This window comes from Paenibacillus sp. E222, from assembly GCF_013401555.1.
Classification (GTDB): Bacteria; Bacillota; Bacilli; order Paenibacillales; family Paenibacillaceae; genus Paenibacillus.
Genome location: NZ_CP058552.1, coordinates 4,612,764 through 4,635,102, shown reverse-complemented (window position 1 = coordinate 4,635,102; position 22,339 = coordinate 4,612,764). Strand labels below are relative to the sequence as shown.

At 41.8% G+C, this 22,339-nt stretch carries 14 protein-coding genes; 5 read left to right on the top strand and 9 right to left on the bottom strand.

The window, feature by feature from the left end; genetic code table 11:
- Positions 1 to 949: 949 nt before the first annotated feature.
- Positions 950 to 1,915, bottom strand: coding sequence for a DMT family transporter (locus HW560_RS20830; RefSeq protein WP_257031391.1), 966 nt, complete (start codon positions 1,913 to 1,915; stop codon positions 950 to 952).
- A 213-nt stretch (positions 1,916 to 2,128) separates the two neighbouring features.
- Between HW560_RS20830 and HW560_RS20825 the strand changes: the two genes are divergently transcribed.
- Entirely contained in the window at positions 2,129 to 3,991 is a 1,863-nt protein-coding gene (locus HW560_RS20825) for an ABC transporter substrate-binding protein (RefSeq protein WP_177185730.1), read from the top strand.
- A gap of 608 nt (positions 3,992 to 4,599) precedes the next feature.
- Here HW560_RS20825 and HW560_RS20820 read toward each other — a convergent pair.
- The 3 genes from HW560_RS20820 to HW560_RS20810 form a co-directional block, all read right to left on the bottom strand.
- The gene (locus HW560_RS20820; protein ID WP_090898951.1) at positions 4,600 to 4,809 is read right to left on the bottom strand and encodes a hypothetical protein; all 210 of its coding nucleotides are present in this window, start codon (positions 4,807 to 4,809) and stop codon (positions 4,600 to 4,602) included.
- Positions 4,810 to 5,176: 367 nt separating this feature from the next.
- Positions 5,177 to 5,521, bottom strand: coding sequence for a VOC family protein (locus tag HW560_RS20815; protein ID WP_090898955.1), 345 nt, complete (start codon positions 5,519 to 5,521; stop codon positions 5,177 to 5,179).
- Between the two features lie 145 nt (positions 5,522 to 5,666).
- Entirely contained in the window at positions 5,667 to 7,406 is a 1,740-nt protein-coding gene (locus tag HW560_RS20810; RefSeq protein ID WP_179264555.1) for an ABC-F family ATP-binding cassette domain-containing protein, read from the bottom strand.
- Positions 7,407 to 7,790: 384 nt separating this feature from the next.
- Here HW560_RS20810 and HW560_RS20805 point away from each other — a divergent pair, with 384 nt between their 5' ends.
- Both HW560_RS20805 and HW560_RS20800 read left to right on the top strand, forming a co-directional pair.
- Positions 7,791 to 9,554, top strand: a complete 1,764-nt coding sequence (locus tag HW560_RS20805; RefSeq protein WP_090898964.1) for a methyl-accepting chemotaxis protein — start codon at positions 7,791 to 7,793, stop codon at positions 9,552 to 9,554.
- A gap of 1,032 nt (positions 9,555 to 10,586) precedes the next feature.
- Complete coding sequence (locus HW560_RS20800; protein WP_179264553.1) at positions 10,587 to 11,891, top strand: hypothetical protein; 1,305 nt, start codon at positions 10,587 to 10,589, stop codon at positions 11,889 to 11,891.
- A gap of 241 nt (positions 11,892 to 12,132) precedes the next feature.
- Here HW560_RS20800 and HW560_RS20795 read toward each other — a convergent pair whose 3' ends face one another.
- Positions 12,133 to 12,606 carry an HIT family protein gene (locus tag HW560_RS20795; protein ID WP_179264551.1) on the bottom strand — a complete coding sequence of 158 codons (474 nt, stop codon included), beginning with the start codon at positions 12,604 to 12,606 and terminating at the stop codon, positions 12,133 to 12,135.
- Between the two features lie 299 nt (positions 12,607 to 12,905).
- Here HW560_RS20795 and HW560_RS20790 point away from each other — a divergent pair, with 299 nt between their 5' ends.
- Positions 12,906 to 13,502 (top strand): class I SAM-dependent methyltransferase, encoded by a 597-nt coding sequence (locus HW560_RS20790; RefSeq protein ID WP_090898973.1) that lies wholly within the window; start codon positions 12,906 to 12,908, stop codon positions 13,500 to 13,502.
- A 61-nt stretch (positions 13,503 to 13,563) separates the two neighbouring features.
- On the opposite strand, the gene HW560_RS20785 is transcribed toward HW560_RS20790, so the two are convergent.
- The 3 genes from HW560_RS20785 to HW560_RS20775 form a co-directional block, all read right to left on the bottom strand.
- Positions 13,564 to 15,831, bottom strand: a complete 2,268-nt coding sequence (locus HW560_RS20785) for a beta-glucosidase family protein (protein WP_179264549.1) — start codon at positions 15,829 to 15,831, stop codon at positions 13,564 to 13,566.
- A gap of 19 nt (positions 15,832 to 15,850) precedes the next feature.
- Positions 15,851 to 17,083 (bottom strand): PTS sugar transporter subunit IIC, encoded by a 1,233-nt coding sequence (locus HW560_RS20780; RefSeq protein WP_090898979.1) that lies wholly within the window; start codon positions 17,081 to 17,083, stop codon positions 15,851 to 15,853.
- A gap of 210 nt (positions 17,084 to 17,293) precedes the next feature.
- Positions 17,294 to 19,753, bottom strand: coding sequence for a GH39 family glycosyl hydrolase (locus tag HW560_RS20775; protein ID WP_257031389.1), 2,460 nt, complete (start codon positions 19,751 to 19,753; stop codon positions 17,294 to 17,296).
- Between the two features lie 412 nt (positions 19,754 to 20,165).
- On the opposite strand from HW560_RS20775, the gene HW560_RS20770 reads away from it, so the two are divergent.
- A complete protein-coding gene (locus HW560_RS20770) occupies positions 20,166 to 20,441 on the top strand; it encodes a hypothetical protein (RefSeq protein ID WP_090898984.1) in 276 nt (91 codons plus the stop codon).
- Positions 20,442 to 21,128: 687 nt separating this feature from the next.
- Here the strand turns inward: HW560_RS20770 and HW560_RS20765 are convergent.
- Positions 21,129 to 22,100, bottom strand: coding sequence for an aldo/keto reductase (locus HW560_RS20765; RefSeq protein WP_090898987.1), 972 nt, complete (start codon positions 22,098 to 22,100; stop codon positions 21,129 to 21,131).
- Positions 22,101 to 22,339 lie beyond the last annotated feature (239 nt).

The window sequence follows — 22,339 nt, the reverse complement described above, 5'->3', positions numbered from 1 at the left end:
TGCACAAAGCAACTTTTTTAGCATAATCATCAACATATTTCGTGCTCAGATTACCTTTTTCCTGCCATAAAAAAAGAAAACCTTTATCACAAAATATCGATTAGAATAAATAACAGGAGCAATGTTGCTAATAAAGAACTCCCTAAACAAATCAGCACAATCTATGATCTCGGCGTTTCCTCGCCCTTTGATCCAAAAATCATATTCACTATCCTCTCCATTTCTTTGCTAAAGTGTTTATTGGTGGGTTCATAGTTCTAGTTGATATACTTCCGATCAATTTTGACCATAAACCAGCCTTCAGAGTTTCAGTAAATCACTTGTACCGCTAAAATAGCAACTTTAATGGGAGCCTTTTTTGTCTCTCGACACTTATTTAATGGGGGTAGTCATTCATGAAGTCGAAATTTCCCCGCGCCCCACAAATACCACTTCTCGAGCTCCTGATTCTCCCCGCTCATCTCCAGAAAATCCGGGTCCAGGCATCGTAGGCACGTTGCGTTAATATACTGTTAGTTGAATAAACACAACTACAGTTTAAGTACAATCTTCCCCTTTGTTCGTCCGCTTTCCATATGTCTATGATCCTCTATGATCTGCTCTAAAGGTTAGCACTTCTCAATAAAAGATTTTATTTTGTAATCCTTCATCAGTTGACTTAAAAAGTCTATGTCTACATTTTTCGGCATAAAAGTTAGTACATTCTGACGAGGACAAACGTATTCCGCATGAGATCCGAAACAACTTCCAATAACATGATCACCAACCTTATAGTTAAATGTATTAATCAAAGCATTTCGTACCTTAAGCATCATCCTATCGTCTTTCTTAATGGATGGCAGTTTTATATCCCTTATCTCCAGAACATCAGGTAAACCATAAGATTTGCAATCCTGTTTTTATATATATTTAAGATTCGAACTTTTTAACTGTTTAAAACCTAAGAAAATTACTGAGTAGGTCTTTTTAAATGAGAGTATATTTGCACGAATACTACAGCCAATCCTACCATTAGTAGTCCCAAGACCTCAATAACCGATAAATTACGATGTAAGATGAGAACATCCAATACAGCTACCTCCAATAACATCAAATTGTTGATTAGACTATTTTCATAGGCTCGCAAGTGCTTTTGAGTCCAAGTCCATAAGGAGAATGCAAATGAACCATTAATAATCCCCAGCCAAAGTATGATACCAACAAGTGGCCAAGAGATGCTTGGTAAACCTTCAAAAATGAGTCCGATTATTAACATCCCAAAGGCACCAATCGCCATGGGCATGAGAACTAGATCACCCAGATTCGCTTTTTCGTTTTTAAGTAAGTGCCTCGTTAATGCCAGATGGATAGCATATCCAGCACAAGAAGCGAGTATTAGAACAATTCCACTAAAGTGGCTTCCCCCAAAATCCCAAGGGAAATAGAAAACGACAACTCCAGTCATTGCTACCAATATGCCTAAAAAAGATGAGCGACCACGTAACTCTCTGAGCCAAAAAACATCTAGTATAATTAAAGCCGCAGTGTTACCAACTGAAAGTACCATGCTCGTTTGTGTTGGGGTGACCAGCATTTGCCCCGCGTATTGCAGTCCCTGTGCCATCATATATCCAGTTACTCCAAGAACAACGATATAATATGGTTGTAATTTGATACGGCCTCTTTTCTTTTGAAGATCCACTTCTGGTGCTATATTTTTTCGATTTACCAAAATCAACCTAATGAGTACCAAAGTGATTGTAGAAACGGCGTATCGTAATCCAGCTAAAGTAAAAGGTCCAATAGTATGTTGAAACGCTATCTTATTTAAGATGTAGGATGTCGACCACAGCAAGGTGACCAAAACGGCCGCACCAATAGCGAGAAAATAATGATCTTTAACTGCACCTATACGACCTGAGTCTTCGTTAGTCAACACAGCCACCTCTTTCTTCGTGAACAGTGAACCATTCTCTGATACACTCCTTTGCCTTTATTAAAGCTTGCCGATGATGATCATGGCTTCATTTCCATAACATTCTCCTTCCTATTTAGCTGCACTTATGGTTCGTATGTTATGATTGTAGTTAAAATAAGGGAAATAAAAAGAGTATAGTTTTAAATTTTAAACTTCCCCTTTTATTTGGAGGTGAATCTTCTGCAGTTATCTGAACATTTCTTCAATCTCAAAAAATTGTTTAGCACGCTCGAAGCACAGATTTCACACAAGACGACATTACAGGAGTTGGGCACAGTATGGAACTGCACACCACGTAATGTAAAGTGGATCATCCGTCGTTTATGTACGGCTGGGTGGATTGCATGGTCTCCAGGACGCGGACGAGGTAATCGCTCAACGCTGACTATATTAACTTCGGAAGCGGAAGTAGTGCTCGCACTTGCCCAGGAGGCAACGATTAAAGGAAGGTTTCATGATGGAATACGATTACTTGAGAACCACCACGTGGACGATGTAATACGTGGCAGATTTGTACAGTGGCTAGAGGGACAGTATGGTTACCGCGTAGATAAGAATGAACATTATCAATTAGACACGCTGCGTCTTCCCTTTTATCGAAGTATGACTAATTTAGATCCGGCTTTTACACTTCGGCGTACGGAGTGGCATATGGCCCGGCAACTCTTTGATACGCTTCTTATCAAGAATGATGACAATAACGAAATCCTTCCTCATTTGGCTTATTACTGGGAAACCGATAATACTGAGAGTACATGGACTTTTTACATACGTAAAGGGATACTCTTTCATGATAATACCGAACTCCATGCGAAGGATGTTGTCTATACTCTTGAACGATTAACTTCAACAAAATTTGGGCGAACAGAATGGACTGAGCTTCCAATAGATAAAATCAGGGCCATAGGCCCATACTGTGTTAAAATTAGTCTAAGACGACCTTATCACCTTCTTCCACAACTGCTTGCTTCTCCACGTGCTTCAATCCTCCCCCTCTCTTCGGCCAAACGTTCACCTGGGGAATTTGCACGTCTTCCCATTGGAAGTGGCCCGTTCCGAGTGGTAGAAAACGATGACTCCCAAATTGTTCTTGAAGCCTTTCCTGCTTATTTTTCGGGACGAGCTCAGCTGGATCGGGTTGAACTGTGGATCTTACCGGAAACCCGTTATCGTTCATTGCCGCTAAGGGAATTAGCTGGGGACACGCTTCCCTATATTCATCCATTTCAACTTCACCCACGAAACAATCAACCTCCTGACATTGAAAGAATAGAAACAGGATGCACTTATATGACATTTCAACTAAACAAGCCAGGACCTCTAGAATCTGACGATTTTCGACATTGGCTTAGTCTTGTAGCCAATCCACATCGCATGAATGCAGATCTCAATAATCATACCTATAGCCCTGCTTATAGTTTTTTTCCTGATTGGAGCATCATCTCTGAACAAATGTTAAAGCATGACTATCTGAATTATGGTCCCAGCTACTTAAAATCAGAACCAAATTTTCTAGAAGGACCACCCGTTCATCCACAACAAACACTATCAATTCTGACCTATCATATATTGGGTGATTCCTTGGAACGAAACGCTCGCTGGTTTAGCGAGCAATGCGCTATATATGGAGTGAAAATTAACGTAGAAGTTCGAGATTACGAAGAGTTTATTCGTCCAGAGATTATCGATGCTGCCGATCTTGTATTAGCTAACGCTGTTGTTGATGATAATTCGGTTATTTCTTTTTTACGTCTTATGTTTGACGATCGTCACGTCGTACGTAGGCACCTATCCCCGGAGGTTTATGAGCATCTAAACATTAGATTGCATAAGATCGAAAACGAGCCAGAAGCAAACAAACGAATTCTAATGACCCAAGAAACAGAACAATGGCTTAGAGATAAACGGGCTGTATTCTTTTTGTACCATCTAAACCAGTCCACTTACTACGATAAACGTTTAATAGGAATGCAGACAAACGCTTATGGCTGGGCAGATTTTTATAGACTTGCGTTACGACCGTCCTTTGATTGAGAAAACTTTTAATCTGAACAAGTTCTCTCGCATTCGCGATAGGAGCTTGTTCAATTAAAGAAAATAGTCTCAGGACTAGGAACTGCCCTATAGACTTGATGACCATCTGTCTGGTCGTCATCGCTATTTCAATACCTTGACCTTTCGAGATCAGTGAACCGGGTTTTACATCCAGCGGATTGCTGCGGTCTGGCGAATAAAATATCAATTTCTCTTTGTCGGCGATAGCTAGCGCAATATCTTCTTTCTGGCAAAGCTGGGCAAAAAACGGTGCAGCTTTGAAAATACTATCCAATAATTCAGAGCTACTTACTGTGAATTCCAATCGAACCTCTCCTCTGTCCGCATAATAACTAGACTTTATGTACTCTAAAATATTGTACCTGTAAAATGTTATTTCATTGTTAAGCGCGACTTGTATGCTTTACATATATATCTTCTTCTCCGAGGACTAATACAGAGACACAACAAATCACAATGGTACATATTCATGTCCTCATCTTGGGACATGAACTTGGTTCCTTAAAACAAAAAAGCCGCTATAATAGCGACTTTGAATGGAAGAATGTTCTTGTTCCGCGACACCATTCATTTTTTACTCTTTTCTACTACTTCTTCTTTTTTCTTTTTCTGAAGAAATCGAACTTGATCACATAATCAAAAAGAGAGGTAATTACAACAACTCCAAGTGGAAACAAGGAATATACCCATAGCGGATTATTTGGAGCTTCACCAGGAGGGGCATCAGTTAAATAAACATAAAGAACAACACAATAAATTATGGCCACTGCAATACCTGTTATATTTCTATTTTTCATAGTTGTTTTTCCACCTCTTGTACACAGAAATTCAAAGCATTATATCTTCCACTTAAGAATATCATAACCCATATTTGGAATAATCTATATCACCTATTAAATACTCTATAGTATCGATTGTAAAAATATTAGATTCTGTGAACCCAGGCCTCCGTCTCATATCTTTAGATCCCCTTTCGTACCCAACATAGCTGTTAATTCTTCAACATGAAAAAACTCCCCTCACAGTAACAGGATTTATCATTTCACCTGTCAACCGTATGGGGAGAAAACAACTTTTAGTAATAAGGTCTTAATGTTGTAATAACATTTGGCTCACTGTGACAGAAAAAGTTATCACTATTGTTAAGCCAGATACACTTTCGTATTAAGCTTTACTGTGAAGGGTAACTAGGTAACCGTCTGGGTCGGCAAATGTAAAAGTTCGTCCGAATGGTCCATCTATTGGTGAAGACGTAATCTTTACGCCTGCTGCAATAAGCTTGTTGTGGATTTCTTGCGTATTGGGGGCATGAAGCCACAGAGCGACACCAAGTCCAGGCTGAGTACCTGAACCGAGTTCTGTTTCAGGCAACAGGTCACGAAGAGCAAATGCAATAGGCTTTGTTTCGAAGACTACAGCATGAGGTGGCCCAGCCTGTGAACGAACCAGTCCAAGATAGTTTTGATAGAATTCTGCAGAGATTTCAAGCTTACTGGATTTTTGAAAGATTCAAGTTCAGAGACTACGACATCTGCCCCATATCTAATCGGTAATCGCCCTATATTCTTGTCCATTCCGTCAATATAAAAAGCCGCTATAATAGCGACTTCAAATGGGAATATCATATTCATCGTTGAACTCAGACTAATTCACTTTAAAGGAACTTAATTAGCTCTTCTAGCTCATCAACCAAAACTTTGGCAAGTTCAAAATTAGTATCTTTTAAAGCCAATTCGATTTTCATTTCAACAGACTTTTTCTTTTGTTCCGTTTCTAGATAGTTTTCATCAAAATGACTCGCATAAATCATCTCTCTAAATTCTTGTATACTCATCTTGTTAATCGTTTTGTCCTCAATAATTAAAACATAATCCATACCATTTACAACAGAATAGAAATCATGAGAAATCATGAGAATCGCACCTTTGTAGTCCTCAATAGCTTTCTCCAATGCGATTTGTGAATAGATGTCTAAATGGCTTGTTGGTTCATCAAGCAGCAATACGTTGGCTTGACTGGCAGAAACTTTAGCCAATTGAAGCATGTTTTTTTCTCCACCAGATAAAGACTCTATCTTTTGATCAAGGATTTCTCCTTCAAAGCCATAGTCCAAAAGATGCAATCTAATCTCATCATAAGTTTGAAACCCAGCATCAATAAAGTCGTTTAGTATGGTATTCGAATCCTTGAGCATTTCGCCTTGAAACTGAGATAAATAAGCCACTGTAGCATCAGCATTTATTTCAATAGAATCCTGATTATTTTGGAAGATTTCGCGGAGTAACGTCGTTTTCCCGGTACCGTTTGGACCGATCAGGGCTATTTTATCTGTCGATTTGATCTCAAAGTTCACATTTTCCAAAAGTAATTCGTCAAAGGAAACGCTATAGTTATTGACGTTAACCACAACGGGGTCTTCCATTTCCTTTTCGATGCCAAAACGGATATTCGGCTGCTTGATATCAACAAATGGTTCTTTTATTCGACGCGCTTCCAATCTCTCTTGAAACTTGACTCTGGCTTTTAACGCTCTGCCTCTGGAGGCTTCCGAATTATACGTGGCGATCTCTCTAAGATTGTCGATGATATGATCGTACCTCTCAATTTCTTCAGCTTCAGCTACCGCAATTTCTTGCAGCTCGATCTTCGTCTGAAGCAACGAGAAGTTATAGTCGATGTATCGCCCGTCAAACTCTTGGATCTCCGTGTTTTCAAGGTGTATTATTTTATTGAAACAATGATTCAAAAGATAGCGATTGTGCGTAACAACGAGAAGCATTCCCTTGTGGGAATTAATCAATTTTTTAAGTGCATTCAGGTTTTCAAAGTCTAGAAATACATCGGGTTCGTCCATGATCATTAAGTCTGGACGATTCAGCATTTCCTTCATTACTTGAATAAGTTTGAATTCCCCGCCGCTTAATTCGGATACATCAAGGTCTTTTAGCTTCATGAGGTTGGCCAGGTTTAGCTGCTTATTAATGGTGTTTTCGTAATTATCCCCATCCATCGCCTCGAAGGCATCCAAAGCCAATTGAACCTTTTCAAGCAGCGCATCCATATCCGACGTGGTGGCCATCTCCGCATACATAGCTGTGATTTCATCTTGTAACTTGATGAATTCTTCTCCGATATATTCAAAAACGGTCATTTCTTTCGTTTTCTCGACTTGCGAGAACTGACTCACATACCCAATTCTGCAATCGGGGTCTATCTCTAACTTGCCCTCGAACAAATATCGTTCAGGATCCATCAGGATATCGATCAGTGTACTTTTCCCACTGCCGCTTGTTCCGATAAAAGCGCAATGTTGTGCCTCTTCAAGCGTAAATGAAATGTTATTATATAGTTCTTTTTGTGGAAACGAGAAGGATAAGTTATCAACTTTTATCATAGTGTTACCTTTCTTTATAACTAAAATGGTGGCTAATATTAAATGTATTGTTAAACACAGACTTTTAGAGTAACACTGTTTACCACCAAGTACAATCCATTTGTTGCCCTCACCCCCACTTCGAAATTCAAATACTTTCTATAGAATGGTGGCTTGTTGGACAATTTTCAGAATCAACCACTGCGTACGATAATGAAGATTCATCTAAAACATGGACGAAAAAGCAGCCTGGACGTTTATCCAATCCCAAGAGTTTTCTGCACTTCAACCTATATGTATATACAAATTTAGGATTAGTCTTCATTTCCCCCTTCAATATTACGATAAATAGTATGGGGTTATACAATAACCATATTATTTATTACTTCCAAGGGGGAACAGAACGTGAGACAGACTCGCAAAAAAAAGATGGATTTAAGGTTCAAACTGTATTTGATCATTCTGGTTCCGCTGCTGGCCATGGGCGGTCTAATCATGTGGACCACTATCGACTCTAGTGAAAATGCATCATTAATGACCATGCAGCATAACAATCAGCAGCTGGCAGTGAATACTGCCTCTCAACTAGGTCAGGAATCGGAATTAATCACGACTTTATCCTCTACTGCTTCAGAGGAGAGCAACGAATACAAAAGTCTTAGAGACGAACTCGTTAAAGTTAGGCTTCAATCGGGAGCCTTATACGTTTATATGTATAACAAAACTTCAGACGGGTGGATCTACACCGTGGATGGAGCAGATTGGGACGATAAGGAATACAGCCCTTACGGGACTGCAATGGAATTCAAACCCCAGATTCAGGAACGCTTGTTAAGTGGTGAAGTCGTCACAACGGGCATTGTAGATGATCCAACCTGGGGACAGCTATTGTCCTCCTTTACACCAATCAAGGATTCGCAAGGTACTATTATTGGCTATCTGGGCATTGATATTTCTGCTGCAGCAGTGAACCAAGTCTCCGAGACATCCTTGAATAATGCTTATCGGACCATTATCCCGATTTTTGTGGTTGTACTCGTTCTATCTTTGGTTATGATGCTATTCGTAGTAAGGGGCATTCTCGGACAAGTGCGCGATATTAAGTCAAGCCTCGAACAGGTTGCTGATGGGAATCTCAAAGTCGTGTCCAAACATATGACAAACGATCAGCTCGGTGACATCAGTGATTTGATTAATGTCATGGTTGCCCAATTGACGAACATTCTGTTGGGAATACAGCAAGGATCCAATACCTTGCAGCATTCCTCGAAAAATATTGCGGAAACGGCTCAAACGAACCTGCGTCAGACCGAAGAACTTTCCAGAGCGATCGAAGAAATTGCCATAGGGTCTACGAAACAGGCCGAAGAGACAGAACAATCCGTCCAGCACTCAGAGAGTCTCGGCAAAATAATGGATGAAGTAGGTTCATATGTGCAACAGTTTACCCATACTTCAGAGCAGTTATCTGCCGTGCAAGTACAAGTTACACATGAACATGAGGTTCTGCTTGAAAAGAGCCGCGAGAATGCGAAGCGTGTTGAGCATCAGCAGGAAATTTCCAGTTCACTGACGACTCAATCGGAACTCGCTTCCTCCATTAGCGGACAAATACACAACATTTTAAAACAAACTCAAATTCTATCGCTGAATGCTTCAATCGAGGCAGCCCGCGCTGGCGAAGCGGGAAAAGGCTTTGCGGTCGTTGCTGGTGAAATGGGACAGCTCGCTCAGCAATCCGAACGTTCGATTCAGGAGATTGATGAAATCCTGAGTTCATTTGTTCAAGAGATACATCGTATGGGCAGTCATTTTGATGCGAATATGGTGGCGGTCAAGGAGCAGGAAGAACAGATCGCTGATTGCCTCCAGACGTTCAGACAGGTTAGCCGTTTATCGAACGAAGTGCATGAGCTGGCTCAACGTTTGGAAAGCCGTACGGTGGATATGCACTCTATTCGTCAGGAAGTGGAGCAGCACTTGAGCTATATTGCTTCCGCAACCGAGGAAACTTCAGCCATGGCCGAAGAAGTCACTGCAAGTGCTGTGGAGCAGCAGCGATCGGCCAACGAATTGTCGAACATATCCGGCCAGCTCGCCAGCCTTGCAGGGAACCTCAAATCATATTCTGATCAATTTCAGATCGAAGTCCGTAAATCAGATTCATAATAATAAAAACCCCGTTACCTGTCGATTCAGACGGCGGGGTTTTGCTTTATCTACCTTACAATTTTCTAATTCTACCTTGTAACTGTGCTCATCTTTGGATATGAACTTAGTTCCTCAAATCAAAAAAAGCCCCTAAAATAGGGACTTTGAATGTAATAATGTTCTTGTCCTGCGACAAGCATACACAGAATAGTGCATGCCTTTTCTCTTCAGTGCATATATACACAATTCGGAAATTATCCAACCAACCACTCCATTCCATTAAAATGTATGAATTATTGCTACAGAATCGCTTTTTGAGCCTTAATAGTGGAGGAGAAATATCAAAATCTATCCGACATATTGAAGAATTAACTGGTATATTGCTACGGAAAGCCCTAAAATACTCGCTTTCATTTTAGATGGATGATATCTTTTGCTGCGAAACAAGTACAGAAAGATCACTATAAATCCTAAGGGAATCCACAGCTGAAAGACACCTTCTGTTGTATAACGAGAATAAATTGGAATAATGGAAGTACTGATCAAAAAGTAAAAGAAAACTGTAAAACGTCTTGTTTCTAAGTGCTTGCTCCACCTTACTAAAAAGAAAAAAATAATGATTCCGATAATTGTAATGTGTAAAGGGGGGAGAAGAATAGAAACGTTCCCAAATTTGAACTCCATTTTGCATTGCCCTCCTCTTTTTAATCATCACTACTTTTTGTTCCGGATTGGGGAAGCATGTACATTATATGTTATAATTGAAAGGTTGATTTTACCAAAAGAAAGGAGGAATGTAAAAAAAACATTGTTGAGTTTATAGTTTTCGCTTAAGATTTTAGCTTTATTATGGAACCATTCCAAACAGGTGGTGCCAGGCAAAGAACCAGTAGATATTGGGTACTTCATAGATCGCGGAACTAATATCCATGTCACAAATTTAAGAGGTACATCTCCCATTGATGTGGCGACAAGCTATAAACCAGACAAGATCATCCCATTTTTAGAAGAATATCGACCATTACATCGAGACTAGGAGGAACTCATATCATGAAAAGGATCACCAAACGTACTTTTCTAATCACTACTCTAACAACGTTCATTACTATTTCCTTAGTCCCCATCGCCACTTCAGTATCTGCTTCTGATTACAAGCAACTTCCAAAGCCAGAGTGGACCTATGACGTACCTACCGATACGACAACCCAAATACATAGTAAGAACTATTATTTCACAGGAAATATCTTCTACCCGATCGTATCAGAACAGACTAACTCTCAAACTGCATATACATTCTTGTATCAGTCAGATCGCTCTACCGGCAAAACTAAATCCGTACACTCCTTACTAGCGATAGACGACAAAACTGGAAAACAGAAGTGGATTCATAAATCGCCTATGCCCTACAATTCGTTTGAAATAGATCAGAGCGGTAACGTCTACTACTTCGATGAGGTAAATTCCGGTAACAAGAAGGTATACCAGTTGATCTCTCTGGATTCAAATAACAAGCCACGATGGGTCAAAACATTCAAAGAGCACTTTCAATTCAATATCCTAGAAGATGGGCGCATAGCCGTGATTACTTTCACAAAAGACACCAGTGTGATTACTCTTTATACAAAGGAAGGCAAGCCGCTTATCAAAAGGGAGTTTCCTGGCCACGTAAGACATATTCAGGGGAACTACGTCGGTTTGTTAAATTCTGATGCTCCGAGAAACACGACGACAATTGATATTTACTCCATTCCTACAGGAAAGAAGATTATTTCCGCTGTCCAACCGCAGGATCACGTCAATATTGTGCATGCTGACTTTGAAGTTCTAAGTGGCGGAACTGTGATTGTTCCCATCTACGATGCAAAGATGGAAGTGGAAACCTTGCACGGCTATAAGCCTAACGGGGAACACAAATGGATCAGACCATTGCCTAAGCCAGCACAGAATGCCGTTTTCGGTACAACGTATGCGCATAATATGTACGATTCTTTGTACGTATCCTTAGGAAATAATTATCTGATTCAAGAGAAAAATAAGCTTAGTCTGTACAATACTAACAATCAATTGATTGCGACCAAGACGTTTACTGATTTACCTGCACAAGGACTGTTACAACGACTAAATGATCAGAGCATTGTCTTCGGAGCCGTCGACAAAACACAAGCTTGGTATGATTCATCTAAACCGGAGCCTAAGAAAGCCGCCTACTATATTCTGGACTCTAACACACTAAAAATAAAAAACTCTTTTGTAATCGATGACGCACTTTTTCACCAAGCCGATGTTCGTTTTCACGATGCAAATACATTCTATATCCAGATGAGTGAAACCATTGCCAAATACATTCTAGAGTAGCATATGCAGGCTGGAGTTCCCCCCCCCATTTTAACGATGTATGCCTAGCCCCTCTCCAGGAGCGAAGTCATACATCGTTTTTTTTTATCAAATGAGCAGCCTGCAGAATTGCAGACTACTCATTAGTTTTATTGAGATATCGTTTCCTGTTAGCTTAATGAAAGAACCTTATTTTTCTCTTGTAGGGCCCACGTAATCTCAGATTCATTTCCGACTAGAGTTATCATTCGCCTGCTAGATCTTAAATGTTTTCCTTTATCCAAGAACGCAGCTTATCTGCATAAAAAGCGCGTTCATCTAGATCAGATGGAGAACCCTTTGACAGATAAAGTTGATCATTCATATATCTAGGGTAAACATGGAGATGATAATGCCACACGTCTTGATTGCCAGCAGGCTCATTATGTTGCCGCGTAGAAATCCCTTCACATCCATATGTACTTTTCATTGCAAATGCTGTAAGTTGAGCCGCGCGGTGAATTTCAACAGCGTAATCCGCAGGGAGGTAAAAGATGTTCTCGAAATGTTGATTCGGAATAACAAGAACATGTCCTTTATTTTTTGGCCACCATTTGCTCGCTATAAATGCAGTTACCTTTTCATTCTGATAGATGATATCCCTTTCTTTTGTTCCCTGATTGGGGCGTTCGATCCCCCAAACACAACAAAATGGACATTCGTATCCTTCGGGCTTATGTGAAAATAATGCTGTCATCTTTCGCATTCCACTCCTTTCATATTTTTCCAACCACCTATTAGACGCAGGCCGTTTCTGTTCGTTGCGTTATCCTCAATATTGGTAATCAATTAGAGCTCTCCTTCACACCGGCATGCACGGCTCTCTTCCCATGATAAATTGGCAAGGCTTTTTGTCTTGAACGTAGTAGTATCGCTTTGCTAATGTAATCTTTAGATTTTCTTCAGAATTATGCTTATTAATTCCTTAGTTTTTTTCATTATGATTTCTATATCAACAAGAGAATATCATTGAATGCAACCATGGAGGATACCGCGATGAAAACATCCGAACCGTTTCTTTTCCTGCAAGGATTTCTGAGGAACCCCAAACGAGTAGGCAGTCTCCTGCCCAGTTCCAAATTTCTAGCCCGTAAAATCGTCCAGTGTGTACGATGGGATGAGGTTAGAATCATTGCTGAGCTGGGGCCAGGAACAGGTGCCGTCACACGTCTAATGAAAGCAGAATTACCGAAATCCGCATCCGTGTTTTTATTTGAAAGAGACCCCAAAATGAGAAGTAATCTGAAGAAAACATATCCTGAATTCATGTTCCATTCGAATGCATCCTATCTTTTGAAAAGGATCAATCAAGAACATATCCATCAGTTGGATAGCATCATTTGCGGACTGCCCTTTTTTAATTTTTCCAGAGAAATGAGACAAAACATCCTGTCACAGATTCATACAGCGCTCCGACCTGGAGGCACACTAGTTTTGTACCAGTACTCACTTCATATGAAGAAACGATTAGCTGACTTATTCGATATTGAGAAAATTCAATTTGTGCCCTTCAGCTTCCCTCCTGTTTTTGTGTATACTTGTCGCAAAAAGAAAGATGAAGGACACAGTGAAACGAGAGAAGCAGTTTACTAACCATACGAAGTGTTAAAGAAAAAAACTATCTATAAAAAGATGGTTTTTAAAGGAAGTAAGATTACCGTGCCTTCTCAACACGATCAATAAGTTCTTGAATCACCTCGTCAGGCGACCGATCAATCATCCAATTTTGCCCAAACATCTGGAACAATTTCACCACAGGGAAGTCCTCCCAGAATCCAACGAATTCTTCGTTTAGATACACCTTGTCCGTTACATGCTCGTTCATTTCATCCAGGCACTCTTCTAACACTTTTTTTGCCACGGAATCGCTCAACCATTCGCTGAGCAAGCTGAACTTGTGGAACGTGACTTCTTCCTTTCCGAAGTTGCAATGCAAACGTTCGGTGATCCGAATGTCTCGGGATGAGCTACCCAGTGCGATTTGGAAAAATCCACTCTCTGCAACCCAACGGTTATACTTGGTGTTGTAGTATGAGAAGTCTCTCTCTTCAAGCTCGAAGACGATTCTGCGTTTTTCGCCTGGCTCAAGCTCGATTTTGGCAAAAGCTTTTAATTCCTTCTCTGGACGGGTCCAATTGCATTCCTCATCATGCACGTATAATTGAACAACTTCCTTCCCTTTTTGCTTGCCCGTGTTTTTCAGTTGAAAGGACACCGTAACCCCTTTCTCCACTTGAGCTACTTCGAGGTCCGTATATGAAAACGAAGTGTAGGACAAACCATGACCGAACGGGAATTGTGGTGCAAGTTCTTTACGGTCGTAATATCGGTAGCCTACAAATAGGCCTTCGCGATAATACAGTTTGCCGTTTTCTCCCCGAATCCGCATATGGGACGGGTTATCCGACAACTTCACTGGGAAGGTCTCGGATAATTTGCCTGAAGGGTTCTCCTGTCCAAACAATACTTCTGCGATGGCTCTCCCCATCCCTTGGCCCGACAACCAAGAATGAACAACACCAGGTACAAGCTGAACCCATGGACGCATGACAAGAGCGGAGCCACTGCTTGTTACCACGATGCACTTAGGCTGAACCGCTGCAACCGCCTGAATTAACTTCACTTGATGCTCCGGAAGATCGATGCTCTTCAGATCGCGCATCTCCGATTCGGCATATTCCGGTTGGCCAACGAACAGGACTGCCACGTCGGAATTCATGGCCAAAGATACACTTTCCTTAATCAAGTCTTCCTGAATGGAGTCATCCTCCGGGTAACCTTCAGCGTAACCCAATGTTACCGAGCCTCCGGCCAGCTCCTTTATTTCATCCCAAGGAATGTCGACTCTAGTAGGGGTTACCTTTGCACTGCCCGCCCCCTGAATCCTAGGTTTCTTGGCAAACCGTCCAATTACAGCAATCGACGAGATCGAATCCGGCTGCAGCGGAAGAATCGCGTTTTCGTTTTTTAGAAGGACAATACTTTCGGCTGCCGCTTTACGTGCAAGGGCATGATAGTTTTGATCTCCGGAAGAGTCTGTGGCTTGGTTGCTCGTCACCCGCTCGACCAGCTTCAAAATGCGGGCAACACTCCGATTCAGCTGTTCTTCGGAAAGAGTCCCGTTCTGAATGGCTTCCACGATCGCTTTGGTATTGTAATGAGCAGGACCCGGCATTTCAAGATCAAGTCCAGCCTTCAGGCCGCGAATCCGGTCATTAACGGCAGTCCAGTCGGACAGAACAACACCTTCGTAACCCCATTCTTCTCTCAAAATGTCATTCAGCAGATGTTCATTCTCGCTTGTATACGTTCCATTCAACAAGTTATAGGAACACATAACCGTCCATGGATCAGATTTTTTGATGATACGTTCAAAAGCACTAAGGTAAATCTCGCGCAGTGTCCGCTCGTCTATTTCCGAACTGGTTACCATTTTCTCAAACTCCTGATTGTTACCAGCAAAGTGTTTGAGTGAAGCTCCCACCCCCTCGCTTTGGATACCGTTGATGAATGATGCACCAAGTTCACCTGTCAAACATGGATCTTCCGAATAGTACTCAAAATTTCTTCCGCCAAGCGGTGTTCTTTTCATGTTGACTCCCGGTCCGAGCAGTAACTCGACATCCATGGCCTTCGATTCACGACCTAGCGCGACTCCAACCTCATACAACAAATCCGTATTCCAAGAGGAGCCTATCGCAGAACCCGTTGGGTAACAGGTCGCGGGAACATTCTCTGTCGTAATTCCCATTTCTTCGTCACTGTTCGTTTTACGAATCCCGTTAGTTCCGTCATACATATGAACGGGCGGGATATTTAACCGCTCAATTCCTTTGGTCATCCACATATTTAATCCCGCGCAGATTGAGGCTTTTTCGCTAAGAGTCATTTCCGTCAGCAATTCATTAATCGATTTGTTCATGTCAATCCATCCTTTTTAATCAGTTTTGTTCCTGTTCCTTTTTCAGTTCTTGAGCGTCATATAGTTTGAAAAACGGGAACCAGACAACGAATACAATCAGCAGGATTACCGCCAGCAAAATGAGTCCGTTGACGCCGGACATAATGTAGGTTGACAGTCCGATTGGCGTATACCACAATTGAAAGATTTGGCTCGGAATTCTTGCAAAACCCATATCTAACGCCAAATACACAATAATCGGCGTGATGAGTCCGTTGATCCACATCGGTACCATGAGCAGCGGATTAAAAGCAATCGGTGCTCCGTACACGACTGGCTCGTTAATATTGAACAAGGAAGGGATAATAGTCGCCTTGCCGACAGACTTTAATTTTTTCGATCTTGCTAGCAGGAACCAGACAACAAGTGGCAAGGTTGCACCCATTCCCCCAATACCAAGCCAGCCGGAGAAGAAGGTTTCGAAAGTATTGATATTGACTGGATCTTGTCCTGCTGCGACGAGAGCAGCATTCTCTTCGATTGCGGGTATCCATATGGCGTACCAGATCGGTGTCATGACCCATGGACTTACGCCGAAGGAATAGAGCACAACACCGATGAAGTTAAACAATACAAACCCAGTCAGGCTTTGCCCCATCGCATTGATGGGTTCGAACACGCTTACGATCAGTGCAAAGATATCGAAATGAAGCTGGTATACGAGCAGCCATCCAGAAGTTAACACCAAAGCAATAGGGACGAGAAAGTCGAACCAATCCATGATGAACTCGGGAAGAGATGATCCTTTTTTGAAAAACGAGAATTTATTGCATACATTCATGACAAGTGCAACAAATACCCCCACCAAAAGCGCCGTGATCATACCGGAAGGACCAAATCGTTCAAGGATGAACTGAATGGTTCCATCTTCATTCACGCTCGGATTAAGAAGCATAACGAACAGGGAGACCCCTGACATCCCCGCAAGCAGCTTAATTTTGTGGCGATCCTTTTTTTCCATGACTACATACGGCGTCAAAAAAGCAATAAACAGACCCAACAAACCAAAACTGAATGTCGTTATGGGTGTCAGGTCCGGCATTCCCGGAATGAAATCCTGCAAAATCGAAATTAATGTAATGATCGAACCGATAAAAATCATCGGAATAGCGACCATGATCGCTTCTTGAATCGACGAAACCCAAATATTGTTCGTAAACGCCTCCAATCTGGGCGCAAACGATTCTGTCATCCATTTCATAAAACGCTTCATCCAAACTCCCCCTACTTTCCTCTTAGCTGCTATAACCATAGTATAAAGTTTCATGTTAACGCTTTCTTGTTGTAACTTGCCGCATCTTGGTTCGTTTTTTGTCCTCTTCATGCCTTTAGTTCTATCTTGTCTGCTTCAGCTGGAATTAAACAACAAAAAACACCCCTCCCTTTCGGAAAGGATGCCTTCAGTTGAAGATTACACAATCATTTAGTACTGCCGATCGAGGGTAAGCAGCGTTATACCATGCGGCGGGAGCAAAATTTCTTTGTACCAATGTTCACCCTGCACGATTTCTGACCGGATTACCGGACCGCTTCTGCCGTTTAAATAGGAGATCTCTTCGGCTGTTAAAGAATCTGGTGAACCCATACGGATCCACTCGTCAAATACCGATCCGTGCTCCCGATCCAGTCGATAACTGGTGCATTTATACGTTCCTGAAAGCATATGTAACGAAAGTTCAAATGCCTTGATTCCTTTTTCCTCAAACACGTCATAACGCGATGAACTAGATAATTCCGACCAATCTCCACTCGCAAACAGCTGATCTACATGTACGTAGTGATAGAACAGGAACTGTATGCTTCCGTCACTTTTTCGAGTTCCGACATAACCGTTTCCCTTTACAAGCAGCTCGTCCCCCAGCTTTTGCATTAGCTCAAACGCATAATACGCCGGCTTTTTCAGCCCGTCACGATTGATCAGACCAAAACCTCCATAGAACGGAGAAGCAGGAACGATGCTTTCTTCGAATACGTCAGTAAAGGACCAGAAAGCCATCGCCTTTACGTCGCCGAGCGTATTCATGGTTTGGTAGATAACAAAAGGAGCCATAAACATCGTATCGTGCAGCAAGTTTCGGTCATACAGTGAAAAATTCCACTCCGTCACATGAAGCTCAACATGGCCATACGATGACGCATTCATTTTTCCCCGTAAACGTTCAATGCTTTCCTTATAAAAAGAAGGCGGCATAATCTTCGTCAGACGATCTTCATCAATTTTAAGTTTCGGATACTCCGAATAAATATGGAACGAAAAGAAGTCTAGGGGCACTTCACGTTTTTGGCAATATGCCAAAAACTCTTCAGTCCAAGTATCGTTCCAGAGGGAGCCGTAACCCATGGCAGGGCCTCCTGCTTTCAGTTCGATCAACACCGATTTGATCGCACAAACGGTGGATTCATAAAAAGCAAAGTATTCTTCCTTGCTCCCTGCCCAACAGACTCCTGCCAGGTCAGGCTCGTTCCACACTTCGAAATACCACTTCTTCACTTCTTGCGCTCCATATCGATTCAAACAATGGCGAATAAATTCACTGACAAGTGCTTCCCATCGGGCGGGATCGGACGGAGGACTGATATTCCCTTTCCACTGAAATATCGTTTCATTGGACCTCGCAAGTAGACTCGGCATGAAACTTAACTCCACAAATGGCCGGATCCCCTGATCCAGAAGGAAATCATAGAGCTTGTCCACGTAAGACCAGTTGTAGACTGGTGTTCCATCCTCATTCTCGCTGTACACCATCATCTCATCATTGAATATGCCATGAAACCGGATGTAACGAAACGGAATTCGCGCCCTCAATTCGGCCAACTGCCTCCGCCAATCTTCGCGCAAACCTTCTGCTGCTCTGCCGGCAGTCATGGTAATATTCCAGTGTTTCTCATAAAGAACTGTAGTGTGGTCTTTCCGTATCTCGATATGATGTTGCTCTTCCATCAAGGCTTTCGTTGGTGGAAGCGGCACCTGCTGCGTTTCCGATTTCTCGTCCAGATACCGATACAATGATCCCATCGCGTTTAACGTGTCCATCTCATAATAATCCCCGCTTGAAGATTCCTCGTATGTTTTGGGCTTTCGGTTCTGGTTCGTATTGGGTGATTCTGGCGCGAGCGAAGCTTCGCGGTAGGAGCCGGGCGTGCAGCCGTACTTTTCTTTGAAGTATTTGTTGAACAGCTTTACATTGGCGAAACCACAATCCAGCGCGATTTCCGAAATTTTTTTCTCACTCCCTGCCAGTTGTGCCTGGGATTTCTCCAAGCGAATGAGCGTTAAGTATTTTTGGAAGGGGATTCCGATTTTATCGGTAAAAAAATGGGAGAAATAATGCAAGCTCAAATGCTCATAAGCAGCCATGTCTTGTAGCGTAATCTTCTCACTGTAGTGGCTGTCAATGTACGCAAGGACCCTGTTCAGTCTTTTATAATCGTACTCCTTGCTGCTCTCCTCTGCATCCAGATTTGTCCCATCGGAAAAATATCGCAAAAGGCATCCACATAACATCTGCAGTCTGCCTATCGTGTAGCTTCGATAACCCTTCGTTTTTTTGTTGATCTCCCATACCATTTGAGCGAGGTTTTGTTTGATGCTAGTTAAACGTAATTTATCCCCATCATTATTCAGAGCAGAATTACAGGAGATAGACGCATTAGTGTTCAGCAATTCTGGACCGAACTGCAATGTCAGAAGTACATTGTCTTGATTGGTCCGTTCAATCTTATGGACAGACATGCTATTGACCACGATTACATCATCTTCATGAAGCGTGTACTGCTTTTGATCCAAATACATGATGATTGAGCCTTGAAGGACATACACAATTTCAACTTCCTTATGCCAATGAAAATCAACATGTTTCACGCTGTTTACAAAGAGCTTCATGGGTAGGTCGTCCTGATGCTGTATAAACTCGTATAGATACCGAATCGACTTCTCCTCCCCTCGTATTAAATTATTATAGACATAGCGTTTACAATAAAACAAAAGACTACACCTAATCGTAAGCATCTGTGCTATAGAATCAATATAAACGCATGATAAATACATAATGATTTTTCAAAAGCAAAAACCCGTTATTCCCTCACACAATCTAGTCCACTTCTCGTCTGACCATCAACCCAACCCAACCCATCGACCTCCAAAGTGTTTATAAGTATGAAAAATAGTAATGCTCCTACCTTCAATAATTAAGTGCTAATATAAATACCACTTTTACAGAACGTATGTTCCTGTTATTATGTAGTTATAGTGTTTTGTTCTAGATTATATTCCCACTTAGAAAGGATTACATAATATGAATTTATATAAGTTTGAATTAACGGTTAATGGGTTTCTTTTACGCGTTCATTTTAGTGCCTCTGAAGAAAGTGGATTAAAATGGTGTAAACGAATTGCTTCTGAATTCCAGAGTAATGTTGCTAATTTGGAGATAAAAGTTGATGTACATAAAAAGGAGAAGCAAAAGAATGCATGGGAATATCACGGAAAACCTTATTTATATGATCGAACATTGAGGAAAAAGCCACTTACAAAGAAAAACAATGTAGCTGAATCAACTGCTGCTATGTAAAGGGAATTAAAAGAAGCGGAGTATACCTACAAACCCAATCTGGTATAACGGATCGAACCCAGTTTTTATACAGACCCGTTCAAGCAAGCCGGAAACATGCCGACAAGCAGGTACGGTCAGGCAAATCGCGGCTGCGAGTAACATAGCCGAGAACCTGATCCCGATTGCCCGGCAAGTTCCAGGTACCCGATCGTGGTTATGAGCCATTCTTTTCCGGCAATATCCGTGTCAGTAGCTATGACCTTGATCATCTAACCCTGTTTGCTGTCGTAAATTTTTTTCAGCAGGTCCGCAAACTGCTGTTTATCGCTTTCGGACAAACAATTCGTAATCTGAAGGCTGAACTCATCCAAAATCCGTTTCAGCACAGGTTCGAAATCTTTCGCTTTTTGCGTTGGATAAAGCCGTATTTTTTGCGCTATCGATCATTCAATCTAAGTTCAATAGATTAGGGGTTATTCCAGAAAGTTCCCCGCCATTTTGCCTATAAGGTATGCCTGAAACCAGGTTTACCTTTTTTTAGTCGGCTCTCAAATGTTTTCAACTGCTTGTCACATCGAAAAAGCGAATAAACTCTTCAAGGATCGCACCCAAGAAGAGTTTATTACAAAAGTTTTAGCTTATAGAATCGATGTTCGTGAGGATGTCGATACAGAACGGTATCTTAGTAAAAGATATGTGTCCAATTTATACTAATGCATGTGGTATATAAAGTTCTTCTAAACGGGTAATTTCTTCAGGCGTTAATTTAACCGATAACGCTGAAACCGCATCTTCGAGATGGCTGATTTTGGTCGAACCGATTATTGGTGCTGTGACCTCTTCCTTTTGCAGCAACCATGCAAGAGCAACTTGTGCGCGCGGGATCCCTCGGTTAGCTGCAACTTCCGCAACTCTTTCTGCAACTTTGCGATCAGCTTCTTCCGTTTTAATAAACAACGCTTTTGCTATTTGGTCATTCTCGGATCGCGAGGTCTGCTCATTCCACTCCCGGGTTAACCGTCCTGCCGCCAAAGGTAGGTAAGGAGTGATACCAACCCCCTCATCTTTGCAAAGGGGGAGCATTTCTCTTTCTTCTTCACGATAAAGCAAGTTAAGTCTATTTTCCATGGAAACGAAACGTGTCCAGCCATTGCGCTCCGCGACATGCTGCGCTTTGGCAAATTGCCATGCCAACATGGAAGATGCTCCGATATATCTAACCTTTCCCGACTTAACTAAATCGTGAAGAGCCTCCATTGTCTCCTCAATTGGTGTATTAGGATCCCACCTATGGATCTGGTACAAATCGACGTAGTCTGTTCCAAGCCGTTTTAGACTGTTATCAATTTCATTCATGATGGCTTTACGGGAAAGCCCCATTGCATTCGGACCTTTGCGCATCGGAACAAATACCTTTGTAGCGATGACGGTTTCATCACGACTGGCGAAATCCTTTAATGCACGTCCAAGAATTTCTTCACTTGTTCCGTCAGAATACATATTAGCAGTACTAAAAAAATTAATGCCCATTTCGATTGCTTCTTTAATGATCGGTCTACTGTCCTCTTCATTCAATGACCATGGGGTATTGCCGCGTTCAGGTACGCCGAAGCTCATGGTTCCAAGACTTAATTTCGAAACATCCAAACCGCTTTGTCCCAGTTTCACATATTCCATTTAATAACACACTCCTTATATTTGTAGGGCAGGCGTTACGCCTTATCGATGAAGCCCGGGCATACAGCGTTGACCTTAATGCTTGTGGACTCAAGTTCTGATTGCGAAAGCAAGTGTAATCGCATTGAGAGCGGTTTTAGACGGACTATAAACGGCGCCGAACATTTCACGATGCGAATTGGCAGGGTCTGCGTTTAAAGTCAACGAACTCGAGCCGCTTTTTCATCCGTTTTTTCTCC

Bases quoted from the DNA above. Each gene is read 5' to 3' on its own strand.
- HW560_RS20820 (WP_090898951.1), bottom strand. From the start codon at position 4,809: ATGAAAAATAGAAATATAACAGGTATTGCAGTGGCCATAATTTATTGT.
- HW560_RS20810 (WP_179264555.1), bottom strand. From the start codon at position 7,406: ATGATAAAAGTTGATAACTTATCCTTCTCGTTTCCACAAAAAGAACTA.
- HW560_RS20800 (WP_179264553.1), top strand. From the start codon at position 10,587: ATGAAAAGGATCACCAAACGTACTTTTCTAATCACTACTCTAACAACG.
- HW560_RS20795 (WP_179264551.1), bottom strand. From the start codon at position 12,606: ATGACAGCATTATTTTCACATAAGCCCGAAGGATACGAATGTCCATTT.
- HW560_RS20790 (WP_090898973.1), top strand. From the start codon at position 12,906: ATGAAAACATCCGAACCGTTTCTTTTCCTGCAAGGATTTCTGAGGAAC.
- HW560_RS20785 (WP_179264549.1), bottom strand. From the start codon at position 15,831: ATGAACAAATCGATTAATGAATTGCTGACGGAAATGACTCTTAGCGAA.
- HW560_RS20780 (WP_090898979.1), bottom strand. From the start codon at position 17,083: ATGAAGCGTTTTATGAAATGGATGACAGAATCGTTTGCGCCCAGATTG.
- HW560_RS20775 (WP_257031389.1), bottom strand. From the start codon at position 19,753: ATGAAGCTCTTTGTAAACAGCGTGAAACATGTTGATTTTCATTGGCAT.
- HW560_RS20770 (WP_090898984.1), top strand. From the start codon at position 20,166: ATGAATTTATATAAGTTTGAATTAACGGTTAATGGGTTTCTTTTACGC.
- HW560_RS20765 (WP_090898987.1), bottom strand. From the start codon at position 22,100: ATGGAATATGTGAAACTGGGACAAAGCGGTTTGGATGTTTCGAAATTA.